The organism is Rhizobacter sp., from assembly GCF_046595475.1.
In the GTDB taxonomy this organism is placed as follows: domain Bacteria; phylum Pseudomonadota; class Gammaproteobacteria; order Burkholderiales; family Burkholderiaceae_C; genus Rhizobacter.
The window spans coordinates 143,789-158,899 of the sequence record NZ_JBKJOQ010000122.1; the positions used below are offsets into that span (position 1 = coordinate 143,789).

Annotated in this window: 13 protein-coding genes; 9 read left to right on the forward strand and 4 right to left on the reverse strand. The window is 64.4% G+C overall.

The features are described from left to right. Positions 1-4: 4 nt before the first annotated feature. Both AC30QB_RS22375 and AC30QB_RS22380 read right to left on the reverse strand, forming a co-directional pair. Complete coding sequence (locus AC30QB_RS22375) at positions 5-562, reverse strand: HNH endonuclease (protein ID WP_489548487.1); 558 nt, start codon at positions 560-562, stop codon at positions 5-7. 101 nt (positions 563-663) lie between these two features. Further along, complete coding sequence (locus AC30QB_RS22380; RefSeq protein ID WP_489548488.1) at positions 664-1,650, reverse strand: 2-dehydropantoate 2-reductase; 987 nt, start codon at positions 1,648-1,650, stop codon at positions 664-666. Between the two features lie 183 nt (positions 1,651-1,833). Here AC30QB_RS22380 and AC30QB_RS22385 point away from each other — a divergent pair, with 183 nt between their 5' ends. From AC30QB_RS22385 to AC30QB_RS22420, 8 genes are read left to right on the forward strand one after another with little or no spacing between them, the layout of a single operon-like run. Continuing rightward, positions 1,834-2,517, forward strand: a complete 684-nt coding sequence (locus AC30QB_RS22385; RefSeq protein ID WP_489548489.1) for a TetR/AcrR family transcriptional regulator — start codon at positions 1,834-1,836, stop codon at positions 2,515-2,517. A 42-nt stretch (positions 2,518-2,559) separates the two neighbouring features. Further along, complete coding sequence (locus AC30QB_RS22390; RefSeq protein ID WP_489548490.1) at positions 2,560-4,350, forward strand: acyl-CoA dehydrogenase C-terminal domain-containing protein; 1,791 nt, start codon at positions 2,560-2,562, stop codon at positions 4,348-4,350. Positions 4,351-4,404: 54 nt separating this feature from the next. After that, positions 4,405-4,848 carry a DUF2147 domain-containing protein gene (locus AC30QB_RS22395; protein ID WP_489548491.1) on the forward strand — a complete coding sequence of 148 codons (444 nt, stop codon included), beginning with the start codon at positions 4,405-4,407 and terminating at the stop codon, positions 4,846-4,848. A 42-nt stretch (positions 4,849-4,890) separates the two neighbouring features. Further along, the gene (locus tag AC30QB_RS22400) at positions 4,891-7,275 is read left to right on the forward strand and encodes a 3-hydroxyacyl-CoA dehydrogenase/enoyl-CoA hydratase family protein (protein ID WP_489548492.1); all 2,385 of its coding nucleotides are present in this window, start codon (positions 4,891-4,893) and stop codon (positions 7,273-7,275) included. A gap of 14 nt (positions 7,276-7,289) precedes the next feature. Continuing rightward, positions 7,290-8,498, forward strand: coding sequence for an acetyl-CoA C-acyltransferase (locus AC30QB_RS22405; RefSeq protein ID WP_489548493.1), 1,209 nt, complete (start codon positions 7,290-7,292; stop codon positions 8,496-8,498). 56 nt (positions 8,499-8,554) lie between these two features. After that, positions 8,555-9,427, forward strand: a complete 873-nt coding sequence (locus tag AC30QB_RS22410) for an alpha/beta hydrolase family protein (RefSeq protein ID WP_489548494.1) — start codon at positions 8,555-8,557, stop codon at positions 9,425-9,427. A gap of 29 nt (positions 9,428-9,456) precedes the next feature. Beyond that, positions 9,457-10,221, forward strand: coding sequence for an enoyl-CoA hydratase (locus AC30QB_RS22415; protein ID WP_489548495.1), 765 nt, complete (start codon positions 9,457-9,459; stop codon positions 10,219-10,221). Next, on the forward strand, positions 10,218-11,006 hold the full coding sequence (locus AC30QB_RS22420) for an SGNH/GDSL hydrolase family protein (RefSeq protein ID WP_489548496.1): 789 nt from the start codon (positions 10,218-10,220) through the stop codon (positions 11,004-11,006). Before AC30QB_RS22415 ends, AC30QB_RS22420 begins: the two co-directional genes overlap by 4 nt. A 33-nt stretch (positions 11,007-11,039) precedes the next feature. On the opposite strand, the gene AC30QB_RS22425 is transcribed toward AC30QB_RS22420, so the two are convergent. Continuing rightward, positions 11,040-11,459, reverse strand: a complete 420-nt coding sequence (locus AC30QB_RS22425) for an acyl-CoA thioesterase (protein WP_489548497.1) — start codon at positions 11,457-11,459, stop codon at positions 11,040-11,042. Positions 11,460-11,595: 136 nt separating this feature from the next. On the opposite strand from AC30QB_RS22425, the gene AC30QB_RS22430 reads away from it, so the two are divergent. Then, positions 11,596-13,437, forward strand: a complete 1,842-nt coding sequence (locus AC30QB_RS22430) for an ABCB family ABC transporter ATP-binding protein/permease (RefSeq protein WP_489548498.1) — start codon at positions 11,596-11,598, stop codon at positions 13,435-13,437. A 37-nt stretch (positions 13,438-13,474) separates the two neighbouring features. Here AC30QB_RS22430 and AC30QB_RS22435 read toward each other — a convergent pair. Continuing rightward, positions 13,475-15,111: glycoside hydrolase family 44 protein (locus AC30QB_RS22435; protein ID WP_489548499.1), on the reverse strand; the 1,637-nt coding region annotated here is incomplete at its 5' end.

The window sequence follows — 15,111 nt, forward strand, 5'->3', positions numbered from 1 at the left end:
CAGGCTAGACCCTCAAGCGGCTGTGGCGGGGCACGCTGGCCAGAAGGAATTCCATCTGGTCAGCCAAGATGCGGCGCCCGCGCAGGATCATGTCTTCGTGCAGGCTGGGCACATAGGGCAAGTACATCAGCGACATGTTCGCCTCTTCAGGCATGCGGTTGCCCTTGTGGCCGTTGCAGGCGCGGCAGGCGGTGATGCAGTTCATCCAGGTGTCGTGGCCGCCGCGTGACGTGGGCATGATGTGCTCGCGCGTCAAGTCGTCTACATGGAAGCGCCCGCCGCAATAGGCGCACACGAGCCGGTCGCGGTTGAAAAGTTTGGGGTTGGAGAGCGCTGGCGTTTGCCGCCAGGCGCGGCTGGGAACCGCGCCACGCACCGCGATGATGGGGTGCACCTCGATGCGCGACTGCAGGCCGGTGCGGCGCTGCATGCCGCCGCGCAGCACGTAGAACGCGTCGCCGAGCGTCCAGGCTACGCCATCACTGGCGTAGAGGATCGCCGCTTCTTTGGCCGAGATCCACGATTGAGGGCGGCCGGATACATCGAGCTGCAGCACTTCCACGGAACATTCTCCTGAGGCAGAGAGTAATCCATTCCGGCGCTTTAGCTCAACAGTGGCGCGCCAGGCAGCGGCGATTGCGCCACATTGTCATCAAACGATCATCAGCCCAGTGGATAGAGGCCGCGGCTTCGCGCCATCAAGCGCGTGAGGCCGAGCACGGTGTCGATATGCGGCGTGGGAAGGCCAAGCTTCAAACCGATTTCGTGCACGGCGCCGACCAGCGCGTCGATCTCCAGCGAGCGGCCGGCCTCGCTGTCTTGCAGCATCGAGGTCTTGAACGCGCCGAGCTGGCGCGTGACGACGAGCCGCTCTTCGCCCGATTGGCTGATGGGGCAACCCAGCTGCTCGCCGATGGCTGCGGCTTCGGCCATGGCCCGCAGCATGAAGCTGCGCACCAGCGGGTCGTCGAGGATGCGATCGGCAGTGGCGCTGGTGAGGGCCGACACCGGGTTGGTCGTCATGTTGCCCCACAGCTTGAACCAGATGTCGCGCCGGATGTCGGCACTGGGCTCGCCCCGGAAACCCGCGTCGGTGAACACTTGCGCCAGCTGCGTTACCCGCGTACTCAGTGCGCCTTGAGGCTCGCCGATGATCAGGCGCTCACCGAAACCATGCACCACCAAGCCCGGCTCAGCTTGTGAGCAGGTGAGGTGCACCACGCAGCCCAGCACCTGCGTCGGCGGCAGGGCCGCGTCGAGCGTGCCCTGTGGGTCGACGCTCTTCAGCGTGGGGTTCAGCCGTTCGCTCAACGCCTGCGTACGCAAGAACCACCAGGGCACGCCATTCATCGCCGGCAGCACCAGAGTTTTGGGCTGAAGGAGTGGCGTCAATTGCTGCGCCACTTCGGGCAAAGCCTGGCCTTTGAGTGCGATGACGATCAGCTCTTGCGGGCCCAGCGCCTGTGCATCGTCACTGGTCGCGATGCGCACCGCCTGCTCATTGCCACCCATGCGCAAACGCAGGCCCTGAGCGCGCACCGCTTGCAGCGTGGCGCCACGCGCCAAGGCACTCACCTCATGGCCGGCCAGCGCCAAGCGCGCGGCAATCAACCCACCCACGGCCCCAAGGCCCACGACGGCAATCTTCATGCGGTGATCCTAGCGGTCGAAAATTGAGGGTTAACCCTTGCGTGAATGAACCCTTCTCCCCGCCTAGGCAGCCACGCCTAGAAAAAAGGTGACAAAGGCAGCTGAAAACACGTTCCACGGCTCTGGAAACTGAGTAAGAATAGAACGATCGTTCGTTTTATTTGCCACCAGCAAAGCCATCGCATGAGTGTTGTCCACAAGCCTGTACGCGAAAGCCCCAAGCAGATGCAAAAGGGCCAGCAAACACGCGCAGCCATTCTTGAAGCGGCTTTGGGCCTGGCTTCGCACATGGGGCTGGAAGGCTTGTCGATCGGTGCCCTGGCCGACCTGATGCACATGAGCAAGTCGGGCGTTTTCGCCCACTTCGGCTCGCGCGAAGAGCTGCAGATTTCGGTCATCCGCGAATACCACACCAAGTTCGAAGAAGAAGTCTTCTTTCCTGCGCTGCGCGAAGAGCGTGGCCTGCCGCGCTTGCGCGCACTCTTCGAGCGCTGGATCAAACGCGTGTCGATCGAGGTCGATTCGGGCTGCATTTACATCAGTGGTGCGGTCGAGTTCGACGACCGGCCTGGCCCCGTGCGCGACGCTCTGGTCGACATGGTGCGCTCATGGCACTTGGCGCTGGAGCGCGCGATCCGCATGTCGATCACCGAAGGCCAATTGCGCGAAGACAGCGACCCGCTGCAGATGCTGTTCGAGATTCACGGCCACATTCTGGCGGTGCACCACGACGCACGCTTCCTGCGTTTGCCCGGCGTGCTCGACCGGGCGCGCAATGGCTTTGAGCGCGTCGTTGCTTACTACGCCGAGCCCGGCCATGCGGCCCCGCCCGCACCCCGTCAAGCTTCGCGTGCCACGCGCCGATAACCCGTTATCTGTCTTTCCATTTCCATATTCAAGGAGTTCACCATGGCCCAGTACACCCCCCCGTTGCGCGACATGCAGTTTCTCTTGCATGAAGTGCTCAACGTGCCGGAAGAACTGAAGGCTCTGCCCAAGCATGCCGACGTCGATGCCGACACCATCAATGCCGTGCTCGAAGAAGGCGGCAAGTTCGCCTCGCAGGTGATCTTCCCGCTCAACCAGAGCGGCGACGAAGAGGGCTGCACGCTGAACAAGGCCACGCATGAAGTGACGGCGCCCAAGGGCTTCAAGGAAGCGTACAAGCAGTACGTCGAAGGTGGCTGGGCTGCGTTGAGCTGCGACCCGGCTTATGGCGGCCAGGGCTTGCCCATCACCGTGAACCAGTGCATCTACGAAATGCTCAACTCGGCCAACCAGGCCTGGACGATGTACCCCGGCCTGTCGCACGGCGCCTACGAGGCCTTGCACGCCCACGGCACCGACGAGCAAAAGAAGACCTTCCTGCCCAAGCTCACCAGCGGCGAATGGACCGGCACCATGTGCCTGACCGAGTCGCATTGCGGCACTGACCTGGGCCTTTTGCGCACCAAGGCCGAACCGCAAGGCGACGGCAGCTACAAGATCACCGGCTCCAAGATCTTCATCTCGGCCGGCGAGCACGACCTCGCTGAAAACATCATTCACCTGGTGCTGGCCCGTCTGCCTGACGCTCCAGCCGGCTCCAAGGGCATCTCGCTGTTCGCGGTGCCCAAGTTCTTGGTCAACGCCGACGGCAGCCTGGGTGCGCGCAACCCGATTTTCTGTACGGGCCTGGAGCACAAGATGGGCATTCACGGCAACGCCACGGCGCAGCTCGCGCTCGACGGCGCCGCGGGCACCCTGGTGGGCAAACCCAACAAGGGCCTGGCCGCCATGTTCGTGATGATGAACGCTGCCCGCCTGGGCGTGGGCAACCAGTCCCTGGGCCTGACCGAAGTGGCCTACCAGAACGCCGTGGTCTACGCGAAAGACCGCCTGCAGATGCGTGCCCTGAGCGGCCCCAAGGCCCCCGAAAAGGCAGCCGACCCCATCATCGTGCACCCCGACGTGCGCAAGATGCTGCTCACCGCCCGCGCCTATGCCGAAGGCGGCCGTGCGATGTCGATGTACACCGCGCTGCAGCTCGACAAAGAGCTGTCGTCCGACGACGAAGACACGCGCAAGGAATGCGGCGACCTGGTGGCCCTGCTCACGCCCATCATCAAGGCCTTCCTGACCGACAACGCCTGGATCGCCACTTCGCATTGCATGCAGGTCTATGGCGGCCACGGCTTCATCAAGGAATGGGGCATGGAGCAGTACGTGCGCGATGCCCGCATCAACATGATTTACGAAGGCACCAACACCATCCAGTCGCTCGACTTGCTGGGCCGCAAGGTGCTGGGCGACAACGGCGCCAAGCTGAAGAAGTTCGGCAAGATCGTGCAGGCTTTCGTGGAAGACCAAGGCACCAATGAAGCCATGCAAGAGTTCATCAACCCGCTGGCCGACCTGGGCGACAAGCTCACCAAGCTCACCACCGAGCTGGGCATGAAGGCCTTCGGCAACCAAGACGAAGTGGGCGCCGCCGCGGTTGACTACTTGCGCGTGGCCGGCCACCTGGTGTTTGCCTACTTCTGGGCCCGCATGGCCAAGGTGGCGCTCGAGAAGCAAGGCTCGGGTGACCCGTTCTACAAGGCCAAGCTCGCCACTGCGCGCTTCTACTTCGCCAAGCTGCTGCCCGAAACCGCGTCGCTGATCCGCACTGCGCGCGCGGGCTTGGCGCCGCTGATGGAGATGGAAGAGGCTTTGTTCTAAGCTGCCCTTTCTTGCCCATTTCCCTTCCCCATAACGAGACTGCCAGGAGAGATGATGAAGCGTGTACTGATGGCGCTGAGCGCTACGTTTTTGATGTCCTCCGCCATGGCGCAGGCCAGCCCTGCGGGCTTGTGGAAGACGATCGATGATGAGACCAAGGCCGAGAAGTCGCAGGTGCGCATCACCGAGAGCGGCGGCGTGCTCGCCGGCCGCATCGAGAAGTTGCTTGGCCCCGACGCGAAGCCCGATGCCGTGTGCGATGAATGCAGTGGTGACGCCAAGGGCAAGCCCATCATTGGCATGACCATCATCCGCGGGATCACGAAGAACGCCGAGACCGATGGCCTCTGGGATGGCGGCACCATCCTCGACCCCGGCAACGGCAAGACCTACAAGCTGCGCCTGAAGCCAAGCGTTGACGGCAAGAAGCTGGAGGTGCGTGGCTACATCGGGGCTCCGATGTTTGGCCGTTCGCAGACCTGGCACCGCGCTGAATAACTCTCAGTTTCAGATCAAAAAATTTCCCCAGGAGAAGAAGCAATGAGCCGATTCAATGTTCGCAAGGTCGCCGTGCTCGGCGCCGGCGTGATGGGTGCGCAGATCGCCGCGCACCTGGTCAATGTGAAAGTCCCCGTGATCCTGTTCGACCTGCCTGCCAAAGAAGGCCCCAAGAACGGCATCGTGACCAAGGCCGTCGAAGGCCTGAAGAAGCTGAGCCCGGCCCCGCTGGGCGTGCCCGAAGACGCCGCCCTCATCCAGCAGGCCAACTACGAAGAGCACAGCGAGCTGCTGCGCGACTGCGACCTCATCATCGAGGCCATCGCCGAGCGCATGGACTGGAAGCAAGACCTCTACGCCAAGATCGCGCCCTTCATTGCGCCACACGCCATCGTGGCGAGCAACACCTCGGGTCTGTCGATCACCAAGCTGTCTGACGTGCTGCCTGAAGAGATCCGCCATCGCTTCTGCGGCATCCACTTTTTCAACCCGCCGCGCTACATGTATTTGGTGGAGCTGATCCCCACCCCGGCCACCGAGCCGCAGATTCTTGACCAGCTTGAGACCTTCGTCACCACCGCGCTCGGCAAGGGCGTGGTGCGCGCGAAAGACACGCCCAACTTCATCGCCAACCGTGTGGGCATTGCCAACATGCTGTCGACGATGAAAGAGGCTGAGACCTACAACCTGAGCTACGACGTGGTCGACGACCTCACCGGCAAGAAGCTCGGCCGCGCCTCCAGCGGCACCTTCCGCACTGCCGACGTGGTGGGCCTGGACACCATGGCCCACGTGGTCAAGACCATGCAAGACAACCTGCAGGACGACCCGTTCTACAGCGCCTATGCCACGCCAGCTGCGCTGGGCGGTTTGATGGCCCAGGGCGCGCTGGGCCAGAAGACCGGCGCTGGTTTCTACAAGAAGGTCGGCAAAGACATCTTGCGCCTCGACCCGGCCAAGGGTGAGTACGTTGCGGGTGGTGGCAAGGCCGATGAGATCGTCGCCCGCATGCTCAAGAAGGCACCGGCCGAGCGCCTGAAGCTGCTGCGCGAGTCGACCAACCCGCAAGCGCAATTCCTTTGGGCCATTTTGCGCAACGGCTTCCACTACGCCGCCGTGCACCTGGCCGACGTGGCTGACTCGGCGCGCGAGATCGACCAAGCGCTGCGCTGGGGCTTCGGCATGAACCAGGGCCCGTTCGAGCTGTGGCAACAAGCCGGCTGGAAGCAAGTGGCCGAGTGGGTCAAGGCCGACATCGACGCCGGCAAGGCGCTGAGCAAGGCACCCCTGCCCGCCTGGGTCTTTGATGGCCGCGATGGGGTTCACACTGCTGAAGGCTCGTGGAGCGCTTCGCAGAACAAGTACCTGCCCAAGAGCATGCTGCCGGTCTACGAGCGTCAATATTTCCCTGAAGCCTTGTTCGGTTCCGGCGCGGCTGACCCGCTCAAGTCGGGCACGCAAGAGTTCAAGAACGACGAAGTGCGCGTGTGGACGCTAGACGGTGAAGTGCTCATCGCCAGCATCACCGCCAAGCTGCACCTCATCAGCCCGCTGGTGATCGAAGGCTTGCTCAAGGCCGTCGAGATTGCAGAGGCCAAGTACAAGGGCCTGGTGATCTGGTCACCGGATGACGTGTTTTCGGCCGGTGCCAACCTTGAAGCGCTGATGCCCGTTTTCATGAAGAGCGGCGCCAAGGGCATCGCCCCCGAAGAGAAGAAGCTGCAAGACGCGATGCTGCGCATACGCTACGCCAGCGTGCCGGTGGTCTCGGCCATACGCGGCATTGCGCTGGGCGGTGGCTGCGAGCTGGCCGTGTTCTCGGCCAAGCGCGTTGCCGCGATGGAAAGCTACATGGGCCTGGTCGAAGTGGGCGTGGGCCTGGTGCCTGGCGGCGGTGGCCTGACCTACATCGCGCGCCGTGCGGCCGAGATGGCCACGGCGGCGAATGCCAATGCCGACATCATGAAATTTCTGACCGACGGCTTCACCGCCGCGGCCACGGCCAAGGTGGGCACCAGCGCCATCGACAGCCGCAAGAATGGCTTCCTCTTGTGGAGCGACGTGATCGTGCCCAACAAGGACGAGCTGCTCTACGTCGCCACGCAACAAGCGAAAGCGATGTTTGAAAGCGGTTACCGCGCACCGGCGAAGTCGCTGTTCCCGGTGGCGGGCCGCAACGCCATCGCCACCATCAAGGCACAGCTCGTCAACATGCGTGACGGCGGCTTCATCAGCCCTCATGACTTCTACATCGGCGCGCTGATTGCCGATGTGGTGTGTGGCGGTGACGTCGATGCCGGCTCGCTGGTCAACGAGGAGTACCTGATGGCGTTGGAGCGTAAGCACTTCTGCGGCTTGCTTGAGCACCCCAAAACACAAGAGCGTGTCATGGGCATGTTGTCCACCGGCAAGCCCGTCCGCAACTGATCGGAGCCCAGAACATGAGCAAACAAGTTCAAGACGCTTACATCGTCGCCGCCACCCGCACGCCCATCGGCCGCTCGGGCCGTGGCTTCTTCAAGAACACCCGTCCCGACGACCTGCTGGTCGCCGCCATCAAGAGCGTGATGACGCAGGTGCCGGGCCTGGACCCGAAGGCGATTGAAGACGCCATCATCGGCTGCTCCTTCCCCGAAGGTGAGCAGGGCATGAACATGGCGCGCATCGCCGTGGGCCTGGCCTTCAACCACCCGGTGGGTGGCGTGACGGTGAACCGCTTTTGCGCTTCGGGCATCACGGCCATTCAGATGGCGGCCGATCGCATTCGCGTCGGTGAGGCCGACGTGCTGATCGCCGGTGGCGCCGAGTCGATGAGCCTGGTGCCCATGGGCGGCAACAAGCCGTCGTTCAACCCCGAGGTGTTTGCACGCGACGAAAACGTGGGCATTGCCTACGGCATGGGCCTCACCGCCGAGAAGGTTGCTGCGCAGTGGAAGGTGAGCCGAGAGGCGCAAGACGCCTTCGCGCTTGAATCGCACTTGCGCGCACTCAAGGCGCAGAAGGCGGGTGACTTCAGCGCCGAGATCACGCCGATTGACGTGGTCGACCGCTTTCCTAACCTCGCGAACAACGGACAAGCGGGCGAGCAAGGCACCAAGGTGCGCACCGTCAGCCTCGATGAAGGCCCGCGTGCCGACACCTCGCTCGAAGGCCTGGCCAAGCTGCGCGCGGTGTTCGCCGCCAAGGGCAGCGTGACGGCCGGTAACAGCTCGCAGACGAGCGATGGCGCCGGTGCGCTCATCCTCGCCAGCGAAAAAGCGGTGAAGCAGTTTGACCTCAAGCCGCTGGCGCGCTTCGTGAGCTTTGCCGCTCGCGGCGTGCCGCCCGAGATCATGGGCATAGGCCCGATCGAGGCCATCCCGGCGGCGCTCAAGTACGCCGGTCTCACGCACGACCAGATCGACTGGATCGAGTTGAACGAAGCCTTCGCGGCGCAATCGCTCGCCGTCATCAACAGCCTGGGTCTGGACCCTGCCAAGGTGAACCCGATGGGCGGCGCGATTGCACTCGGCCACCCGCTGGGCGCCACCGGTGCCATTCGTGCGGCGACCGTGGTGCATGCGCTGCACCGCCACAACCTGAAGTACGGCATGGTCACGATGTGCGTGGGCACCGGCCAGGGCGCAGCGGGCATTTTCGAACGCGTCTGATTCATCGGGTGCGCAGAGGAGCGAGCACGGCCGCAGAGATCGAGGGAGGAGTTGAGATGCAATCTTTCGAATTCCACGCGGCCGATGGTTTCGGCCTGCAAGGCCGGCTGTACGGCGACCCGGCGCAATGCCACTCGGCGTTGCTGATCGTGCCGGCCATGGGCGTGCCTCAGCGCTTCTATGCCGACTTTGCCCAGTGGCTGGTGAGCCAGGGCCATGCGGTGATGAGCTTCGACTACCGCGGCATGGGCGAGTCGCGCCCTGCGCAGATGAAGGGCTCGCTGCGCGGCCTCAAGACCGACATCAACACCTGGGCCGAGCAAGACACGGCAGCGGCGCTGGCCTGGCTAGACACACAGGTCGTTAAGCAAACACCCATTCATTGGCTGGGCCACAGCCTGGGCGGCCAGATCTTCGGCATGGTGCCCAACCGCTCGCGGGTGTCACGCGTCGTCACCATCGGTGTGGGCACGGGCTACTGGCTGCGCCAGGCATTCAAGGTGCGAGCCTATGTGTGGTGGCTGTGGTTTGTCATCTGCCCGCTGGTGATGCCGCTGTACGGCTACTTCCCCGGCAAGCGCCTGCGCAAGGTGGGCGACCTGCCGCTGGGCGTGATGCGGCAATGGCGGCGCGCCTGTCTTGACCGTGACTATCTGGTGGGGGTGGGTGGCGCCAAGATGCGTGCTGACTATGCCGCCATCCGCACGCCCATCTTGTCGCTCTCGTTCACCGACGACGAGTACATGTCGGCCCGCAACACCGCCGACATGCATGCCTTCTACGCCGGCGCGCCGCGCGAGATGCGCCGCATCGCGCCGCAAGACGTGGGTGAGAAGCGCATTGGCCATTTCGGCTTCTTCCGCCAGCGCTTTGCGCCCACGCTGTGGCCGCAGGTGTCGCAGTGGCTCGCATTGCATACTGCCAATTGACAAGTAACCCAGACCAGACAGGAGACACCATGGCCATCAAGACCGCGCTGCTCAACGGCGTGTACACCATCGAGATCGCGCGCCCCGAGAAGAAGAACGCCCTCACCGGCGACATGTACAAGGCCATGGCCGATGGCTTGAACGCCGCCACTGCCGATGGCAAGGTGCGCAGCGTGCTCATCACCGGCCAGCCCGGCATCTTCACGTCGGGCAACGACCTCGAAGACTTCATGAAGCGCTCGGGCGGTGTCTCTGAATCGCCTGCCCGCATCTTCATGAACGCGCTCATCGCTTGCGACAAGCCGGTGATCGCCGCCGTGACAGGCGCAGCGATAGGCATCGGCACCACCATGCTGCTGCACTGCGACTTCGTCTATGTGTCTGATGAAGCGCGCCTGGTGATGCCCTTTGTCGCGCTGGGTCTGGTGCCAGAGTTCGCGTCCAGCCAGTTGATCCCTCAGCTGATGGGCCAGCGCAAGGCGGCCGAGAAGCTGCTGCTGGGCGACCCCTTCACCGGCGCCGACGCGGTGGAGTGCGGCATCGCCAACGCCGTGCTGCCAGCCGCCGAAGTGGCGCCGCACGCACGCCGCATCGCCGAGCGCTTCAACACGCTGGCACCCGGCGCCGTGCGCGCCAGCAAGCGGCTGATGCGCGGCCCGCTGACCGAGCAGCTGTTCAAGACCATCGACGGCGAGAACGCCGTCTTCGGCGAGCGCCTCACCAGCCCCGAGGCCAAAGAAGCGTTCAGCGCCTTTTTCCAGAAGCGCCAGCCGGACTTCACGCAATTCACTTGAGCCCCTGGCTCTTCACCGTTCTGAAAATCGCGCTCTTGCCGCTCTTGCTGTGGCAGGGCCGGCAGGTGCGGCGCAATGCATTGCGCCTGCCAGAGGCCGAGGGGCCGCGTGAAGGCGTGGCCGGTACCGGCAAGGTGTGTCTCAGGGTGTTGATCGTCGGTGACTCGTCGGCGGCGGGTGTGGGTGCCAAGAACCAGACCCAGGCGCTGGCGGGGCGGCTCAGTGAAGCCTTGTCTCAACGCGTGGGCGGTGCGGTGGTGTGGCAACTCATTGCCCGCACGGGTGACACCACGCAGGCCTCACTGGCCGCCGTGCGCAACCTGTCGCTTTACCCGGCCGATGTCATGGTCACGGCGCTGGGCCTGAACGACGTGATCGCGCAGGTACCCATCAAGTTGTGGCTTACGCGACTGGACAAGCTTGACCGCGCCGCCGGCAAGCGCGCCGGCGTGAAGCACATCGTGCACAGCGGCATACCGCCTATCCATTCCTTTCCGCTGCTGCCCAACCCCTTGCGCTGGGTGCTGGGCACCGATGCGCAGGCTTACAACCGCGCACTCAGCGTGTGGGTGGGGCGCTGGCCTGAGCGCTGGTGGCTGCCGCTGCCGTTCGTGAACGACCAGCCCTCAGACAGCGTGGTGAGCAGCGTGTTGATGGCAGAAGACGGCTTTCACCCCGGCCCACCGGTCTATGCACTGTGGGCCGAGCAGCTCGCCGGCATGATCGCCAACGAGATCGTGCCGCGCCTGCCCGAGACCACGCCTACGCGGCAGCGCCGGGCCTGAAGGCCAGCTGCTGCGGCCGTGCCACTGAACCGGCTATTGCCCCGGCAGCGCGCGCGGCCGGCCTTGCGCGTCGATCGCCACATAGGTGAGGTTGGCTTCGGTCACCTTCACCACCTGCAGATCAGACGGGTTGCGTTCGGCATAGACCTCCACCCGCACCGTGACCGAGGTACGGCCGATGCGCTCCACGTGGGCATAGAAGCTGAGCAAGTCGCCCATAGACACCGGTTGCTTGAAGATGAACTGGTTCACCGCCACGGTGGCGATGCGGCCCTTGGCAATGCGGTTGGGCAGCACCGAGCCGGCCAGGTCTACCTGCGCCATGATCCAGCCGCCGAAGATGTCGCCATTGCCGTTGGCGTCAGACGGCATGGGCATCACGCGCATGACCAGGTCGCCGTCTGTGGGCAAGGTGACGACGGGGGTGGGCTCGTTGGCAGTGGGTTTTGTCATGGCGCTGCGCCTGTTCGGTCGTGATGTGGCATTGTCGGCCACGCTCCCGCCCCTGCTCACGCGCGCACACTCGGCACCCGCCTTGAAAACCGCGCCCAGATGCTCACTTTCACTCAACACCGGTCTTCGCCTCTCGATGCGCCCTGCTGCCTACTCTGCTCCCCTGCCTGACGCCCCTGCCGCGCCAGGTGCCCCCGTGGCACCCCGCTCCGATTGGCTGACCCTGCGCAAGCTGCTGCCCTACCTGTGGCAGTACCGCTGGCGCGTGGGCCTGGCACTGGCCTTCATGGTGGGCGCCAAGATGGCCAATGTGGGCGTGCCGCTGTTGCTCAAGACCTTGGTCGACAACCTCTCGCTCAAGCCCGGTGATGCGCGCGCGCTGATGGTGGTGCCTTTCGGCCTGCTGCTGGCCTACGGTGGTTTGCGATTGAGCACCTCGCTCTTCACGGAGCTGCGCGAGTTGATCTTCGCCAAGGCCACCGAAGGCACGGCGCGCAGCATCTCGCTCAGCGTGTTTCGCCACCTGCATGCGCTGAGCCTGCGCTTTCACCTGGAACGCCAGACCGGCGGCATGACGCGCGACATCGAGCGCGGCACGCGCGCCGTGCACTCGCTCATCTCGTATTCGCTCTACAGCATCGTGCCCACGCTGATCGAAGTGACGATGGTGCTCACGCTGCTGGCGGTGAAGTTCGATGCCTGGTTTGCCTGGATCACCATCGCGGCGCTGTCGGTCTACATCACCTTCACCATCACGGTCACCAATTGGCGCACGCAATTTCGCAAGCAGATGAACGAGCTCGACTCGGTGAGCCACAGCCGAGCCATCGACTCGTTGCTCAACTACGAGACCGTCAAGTACTTCAACAACGAAGGCTTCGAGACGCGCCGCTACGACGAGAGCCTGGAGCGGTTGCGCAAAGCTTCACTCAAGGCGCAAACCACACTGTCGATTCTCAACTCCGGGCAGCAGCTCATCATCGCCACCGGCCTCGTGGCCATGCTGTGGCGCGCCACCACCGGTGTGGTCGACGGGCGCATGACGCTGGGTGACCTGGTGATGGTCAACGCTTTCATGATCCAGCTCTACATCCCGCTCAACTTCCTGGGCGTGCTGTACCGCGAGATCAAGCAAAACCTGCTCGACCTCGACAAAATGTTTGGCCTGCTCGAGCGCGAGCGCGAAGTGGCTGATGCGCCCGACGCCCAGCCTTTGCAGGTGGCGCATGGCAACGTGAAGTTTGACCACGTGAGCTTTGCCTACGAGCCGGCGCGGCCCATCCTGCACGACCTGAGCTTCGAGATACCGGCGGGCAAGACGGTGGCGGTGGTGGGCCCCTCGGGCTCGGGCAAGAGCACGCTGGCGCGGCTGCTGTTTCGCTTCTATGACGTGGGTGCCGGCAGCATCAGCATCGACGGGCAAGACATACGCCGCGTGACGCAGGCCAGCCTGCGCCAGGCCATCGGCATCGTGCCGCAAGACACGGTGCTCTTCAACGACACCGTGGCCTACAACATTGCCTACGGCCGCGCAGGCGCCAGCCAGGCTGAAGTGGAAGTGGCTGCCAAGGCAGCGCGCATCCACGAGTTCATTGTGTCCACGCCCAAGGGCTACGACACCGCCGTGGGCGAGCGCGGCCTGAAGCTGAGCGGCGGCGAGAAGCAACGCGTGGCCATCGCCCGCACGCTGCTCAAAGACCCGCCGCTGATGATCTTCGACGAAGCGACTTCGGCGCTCGACTCGGCCAACGAGCGGGCGATCCAGGCCGAACTGCAGGGCGTGGCCCGCAACAAGACGGCGCTGGTGATCGCGCACCGGCTCTCCACCGTGGTCGATGCGCACCAGATTCTGGTAATGGAGCTGGGGCGCATTCTGGAGCGCGGCACGCATGCCGAGCTGCTGATGCTGGATGGGCGCTATGCCGAAATGTGGCGCCTGCAGCAGAGCGGTGCCGAAGACGAGGCGGTGGCGGTTTGAGCATGGTCGTCACTGTCTCAACAGGCCTCAGGAAGCCTCAGCGGATCACGTACAGCGTGATGCTCTGCGCCGGCACCGTGTCGGCGAGCCGGCTGCCGCTGTAGGCCAGGCCGCCGAGCGCCTGGATGGTGTTGGCGCTGGTGAGCTGCCAGCGTTGCACGTTGCCGCTGCCGCCGCCGAAGTGGCTGAAGCGCAGGTCGAGTGCGTGGCTGGCGGCTTCCTTGTTGACGACCATCACCGTCAGCGCGCCGTCTGAGCTGCGCAACGCCGCGAAGGCCGAGACCGCATCGGGGTTGGGCACACTGGCGCGCACCGACTGGTTGCCAAAGGTCGACTTCGCACCGTCGTAGTTGCGGTACATCTGCATCGCCTTGAAGGTGGGCTGCGATGGCGCAGGCGCCGTCCAGCGCGTCGCGATGTCCACCCCTTCGCGGCCGAAGATGCCCAGGGCGTCGGCTTGCGCCGTGGCGCCGTTGATGTGGGCGTCTGCGCCCCAGCTGTATTCGGTGATGGCGATCTGGGTGCCCGGGTAGTACTGGTTCACCCAGGCTTTCATGCGCGGGATCAGCTTGACCTTGTCGTTGATCCAGGTGGTGTCGACGTAGTTGGCATCCCACAGCGAGCGGGTCGAGCGGTTGCGCGTGCCTTGCATCGCGGCGCTGGTGTCGTTGCTGTATTCGCCGCCTTGTGGGTAATAGTGCAGCGAGAACACATCGAGCAGGCGCTTGCCTGTTTGCGTCTCGTGCTGCTTGAGCGCTTGCAGCAGCCAGGGCATGGCGTCCATGCCGCCGTGGGCCGCGCGGTCAGGGCCGTTCCAATACGCACCGGCCTGCGTGTCCTTGCCGGAGGACAAGTAGTTGGTCCAGCCCCACTCCTCGGGTGCCACCACCAGCGCGCCGGGGTCGGCTGTCTTCACCATGCCGGCGTGCGCCACGATGGTGTTGAAGAGTTCATCGAGGCTCGCGCCCTGCGGGTGCACGTTGCGGTGCGTGCCGTGCCAGATACCCGGCTCGTTGTCCATCACGTAATACTTCACGCCGCCGGCAGTTGCGGCCCCGTGGCGTTGCTTCAGCAGGTCGACGAAGCCACGCTGGAAGTTGGCGTCTGACGGTGTGGCGGCATCGTTGGGGTCGTGGCCGGTGATGGGCGCGCCGTTGGGGCGGTTGCCGTTGCCAGCGTCGGCAAACCACTGCCAGTCGCGGTCTTGCTGCTCACCGTACTTGGCAATCGAGAAGCCCGCCAGCTTGCCGCGGTTGGGCCCGAGCTTGGCCACCCAGCCCAGCGTGGGGATGGTGACCATGCTGTCAGCGCTGGCCTGCTTGTTGGCGCTCACCAGATCGAGCACCGCCTGACCGGGGTTGGGCGACGCTTCAGCGATGCTTTGGTAGTACCAGTCTTGCGCGTGGTTCGAGGCGTTGAGCTGCCAGTTGTATTGCGTGGTCGAGTTGCCGCCGTGGCGGTTGACGGGGCTGTTAAGCGCACCCAGCACACTCGCGACGTTGTCGAACGCGGCGACGCCGTAGATGAGCGGCGAGATGGCGTGCACGTCGGCCGTGGCATCGATGCCGATGGTGATCGCGCCGGGTGCAGGTGCAGGTGCAGGTGCAGGTGCAGGTGCAGGTGCAGGTGCAGGTGCAGGTGCAGGTGCAGGTGCAGGTGCAGGTGCAGGTGCAG

Bases quoted from the DNA above. Each gene is read 5' to 3' on its own strand.
- AC30QB_RS22405 (WP_489548493.1), top strand. From the start codon at position 7,290: ATGAGCAAACAAGTTCAAGACGCTTACATCGTCGCCGCCACCCGCACG.
- AC30QB_RS22430 (WP_489548498.1), top strand. From the start codon at position 11,596: ATGCGCCCTGCTGCCTACTCTGCTCCCCTGCCTGACGCCCCTGCCGCG.
- AC30QB_RS22380 (WP_489548488.1), bottom strand. From the start codon at position 1,650: ATGAAGATTGCCGTCGTGGGCCTTGGGGCCGTGGGTGGGTTGATTGCC.
- AC30QB_RS22425 (WP_489548497.1), bottom strand. From the start codon at position 11,459: ATGACAAAACCCACTGCCAACGAGCCCACCCCCGTCGTCACCTTGCCC.
- AC30QB_RS22400 (WP_489548492.1), top strand. From the start codon at position 4,891: ATGAGCCGATTCAATGTTCGCAAGGTCGCCGTGCTCGGCGCCGGCGTG.
- AC30QB_RS22385 (WP_489548489.1), top strand. From the start codon at position 1,834: ATGAGTGTTGTCCACAAGCCTGTACGCGAAAGCCCCAAGCAGATGCAA.
- AC30QB_RS22410 (WP_489548494.1), top strand. From the start codon at position 8,555: ATGCAATCTTTCGAATTCCACGCGGCCGATGGTTTCGGCCTGCAAGGC.
- AC30QB_RS22390 (WP_489548490.1), top strand. From the start codon at position 2,560: ATGGCCCAGTACACCCCCCCGTTGCGCGACATGCAGTTTCTCTTGCAT.
- AC30QB_RS22415 (WP_489548495.1), top strand. From the start codon at position 9,457: ATGGCCATCAAGACCGCGCTGCTCAACGGCGTGTACACCATCGAGATC.
- AC30QB_RS22395 (WP_489548491.1), top strand. From the start codon at position 4,405: ATGAAGCGTGTACTGATGGCGCTGAGCGCTACGTTTTTGATGTCCTCC.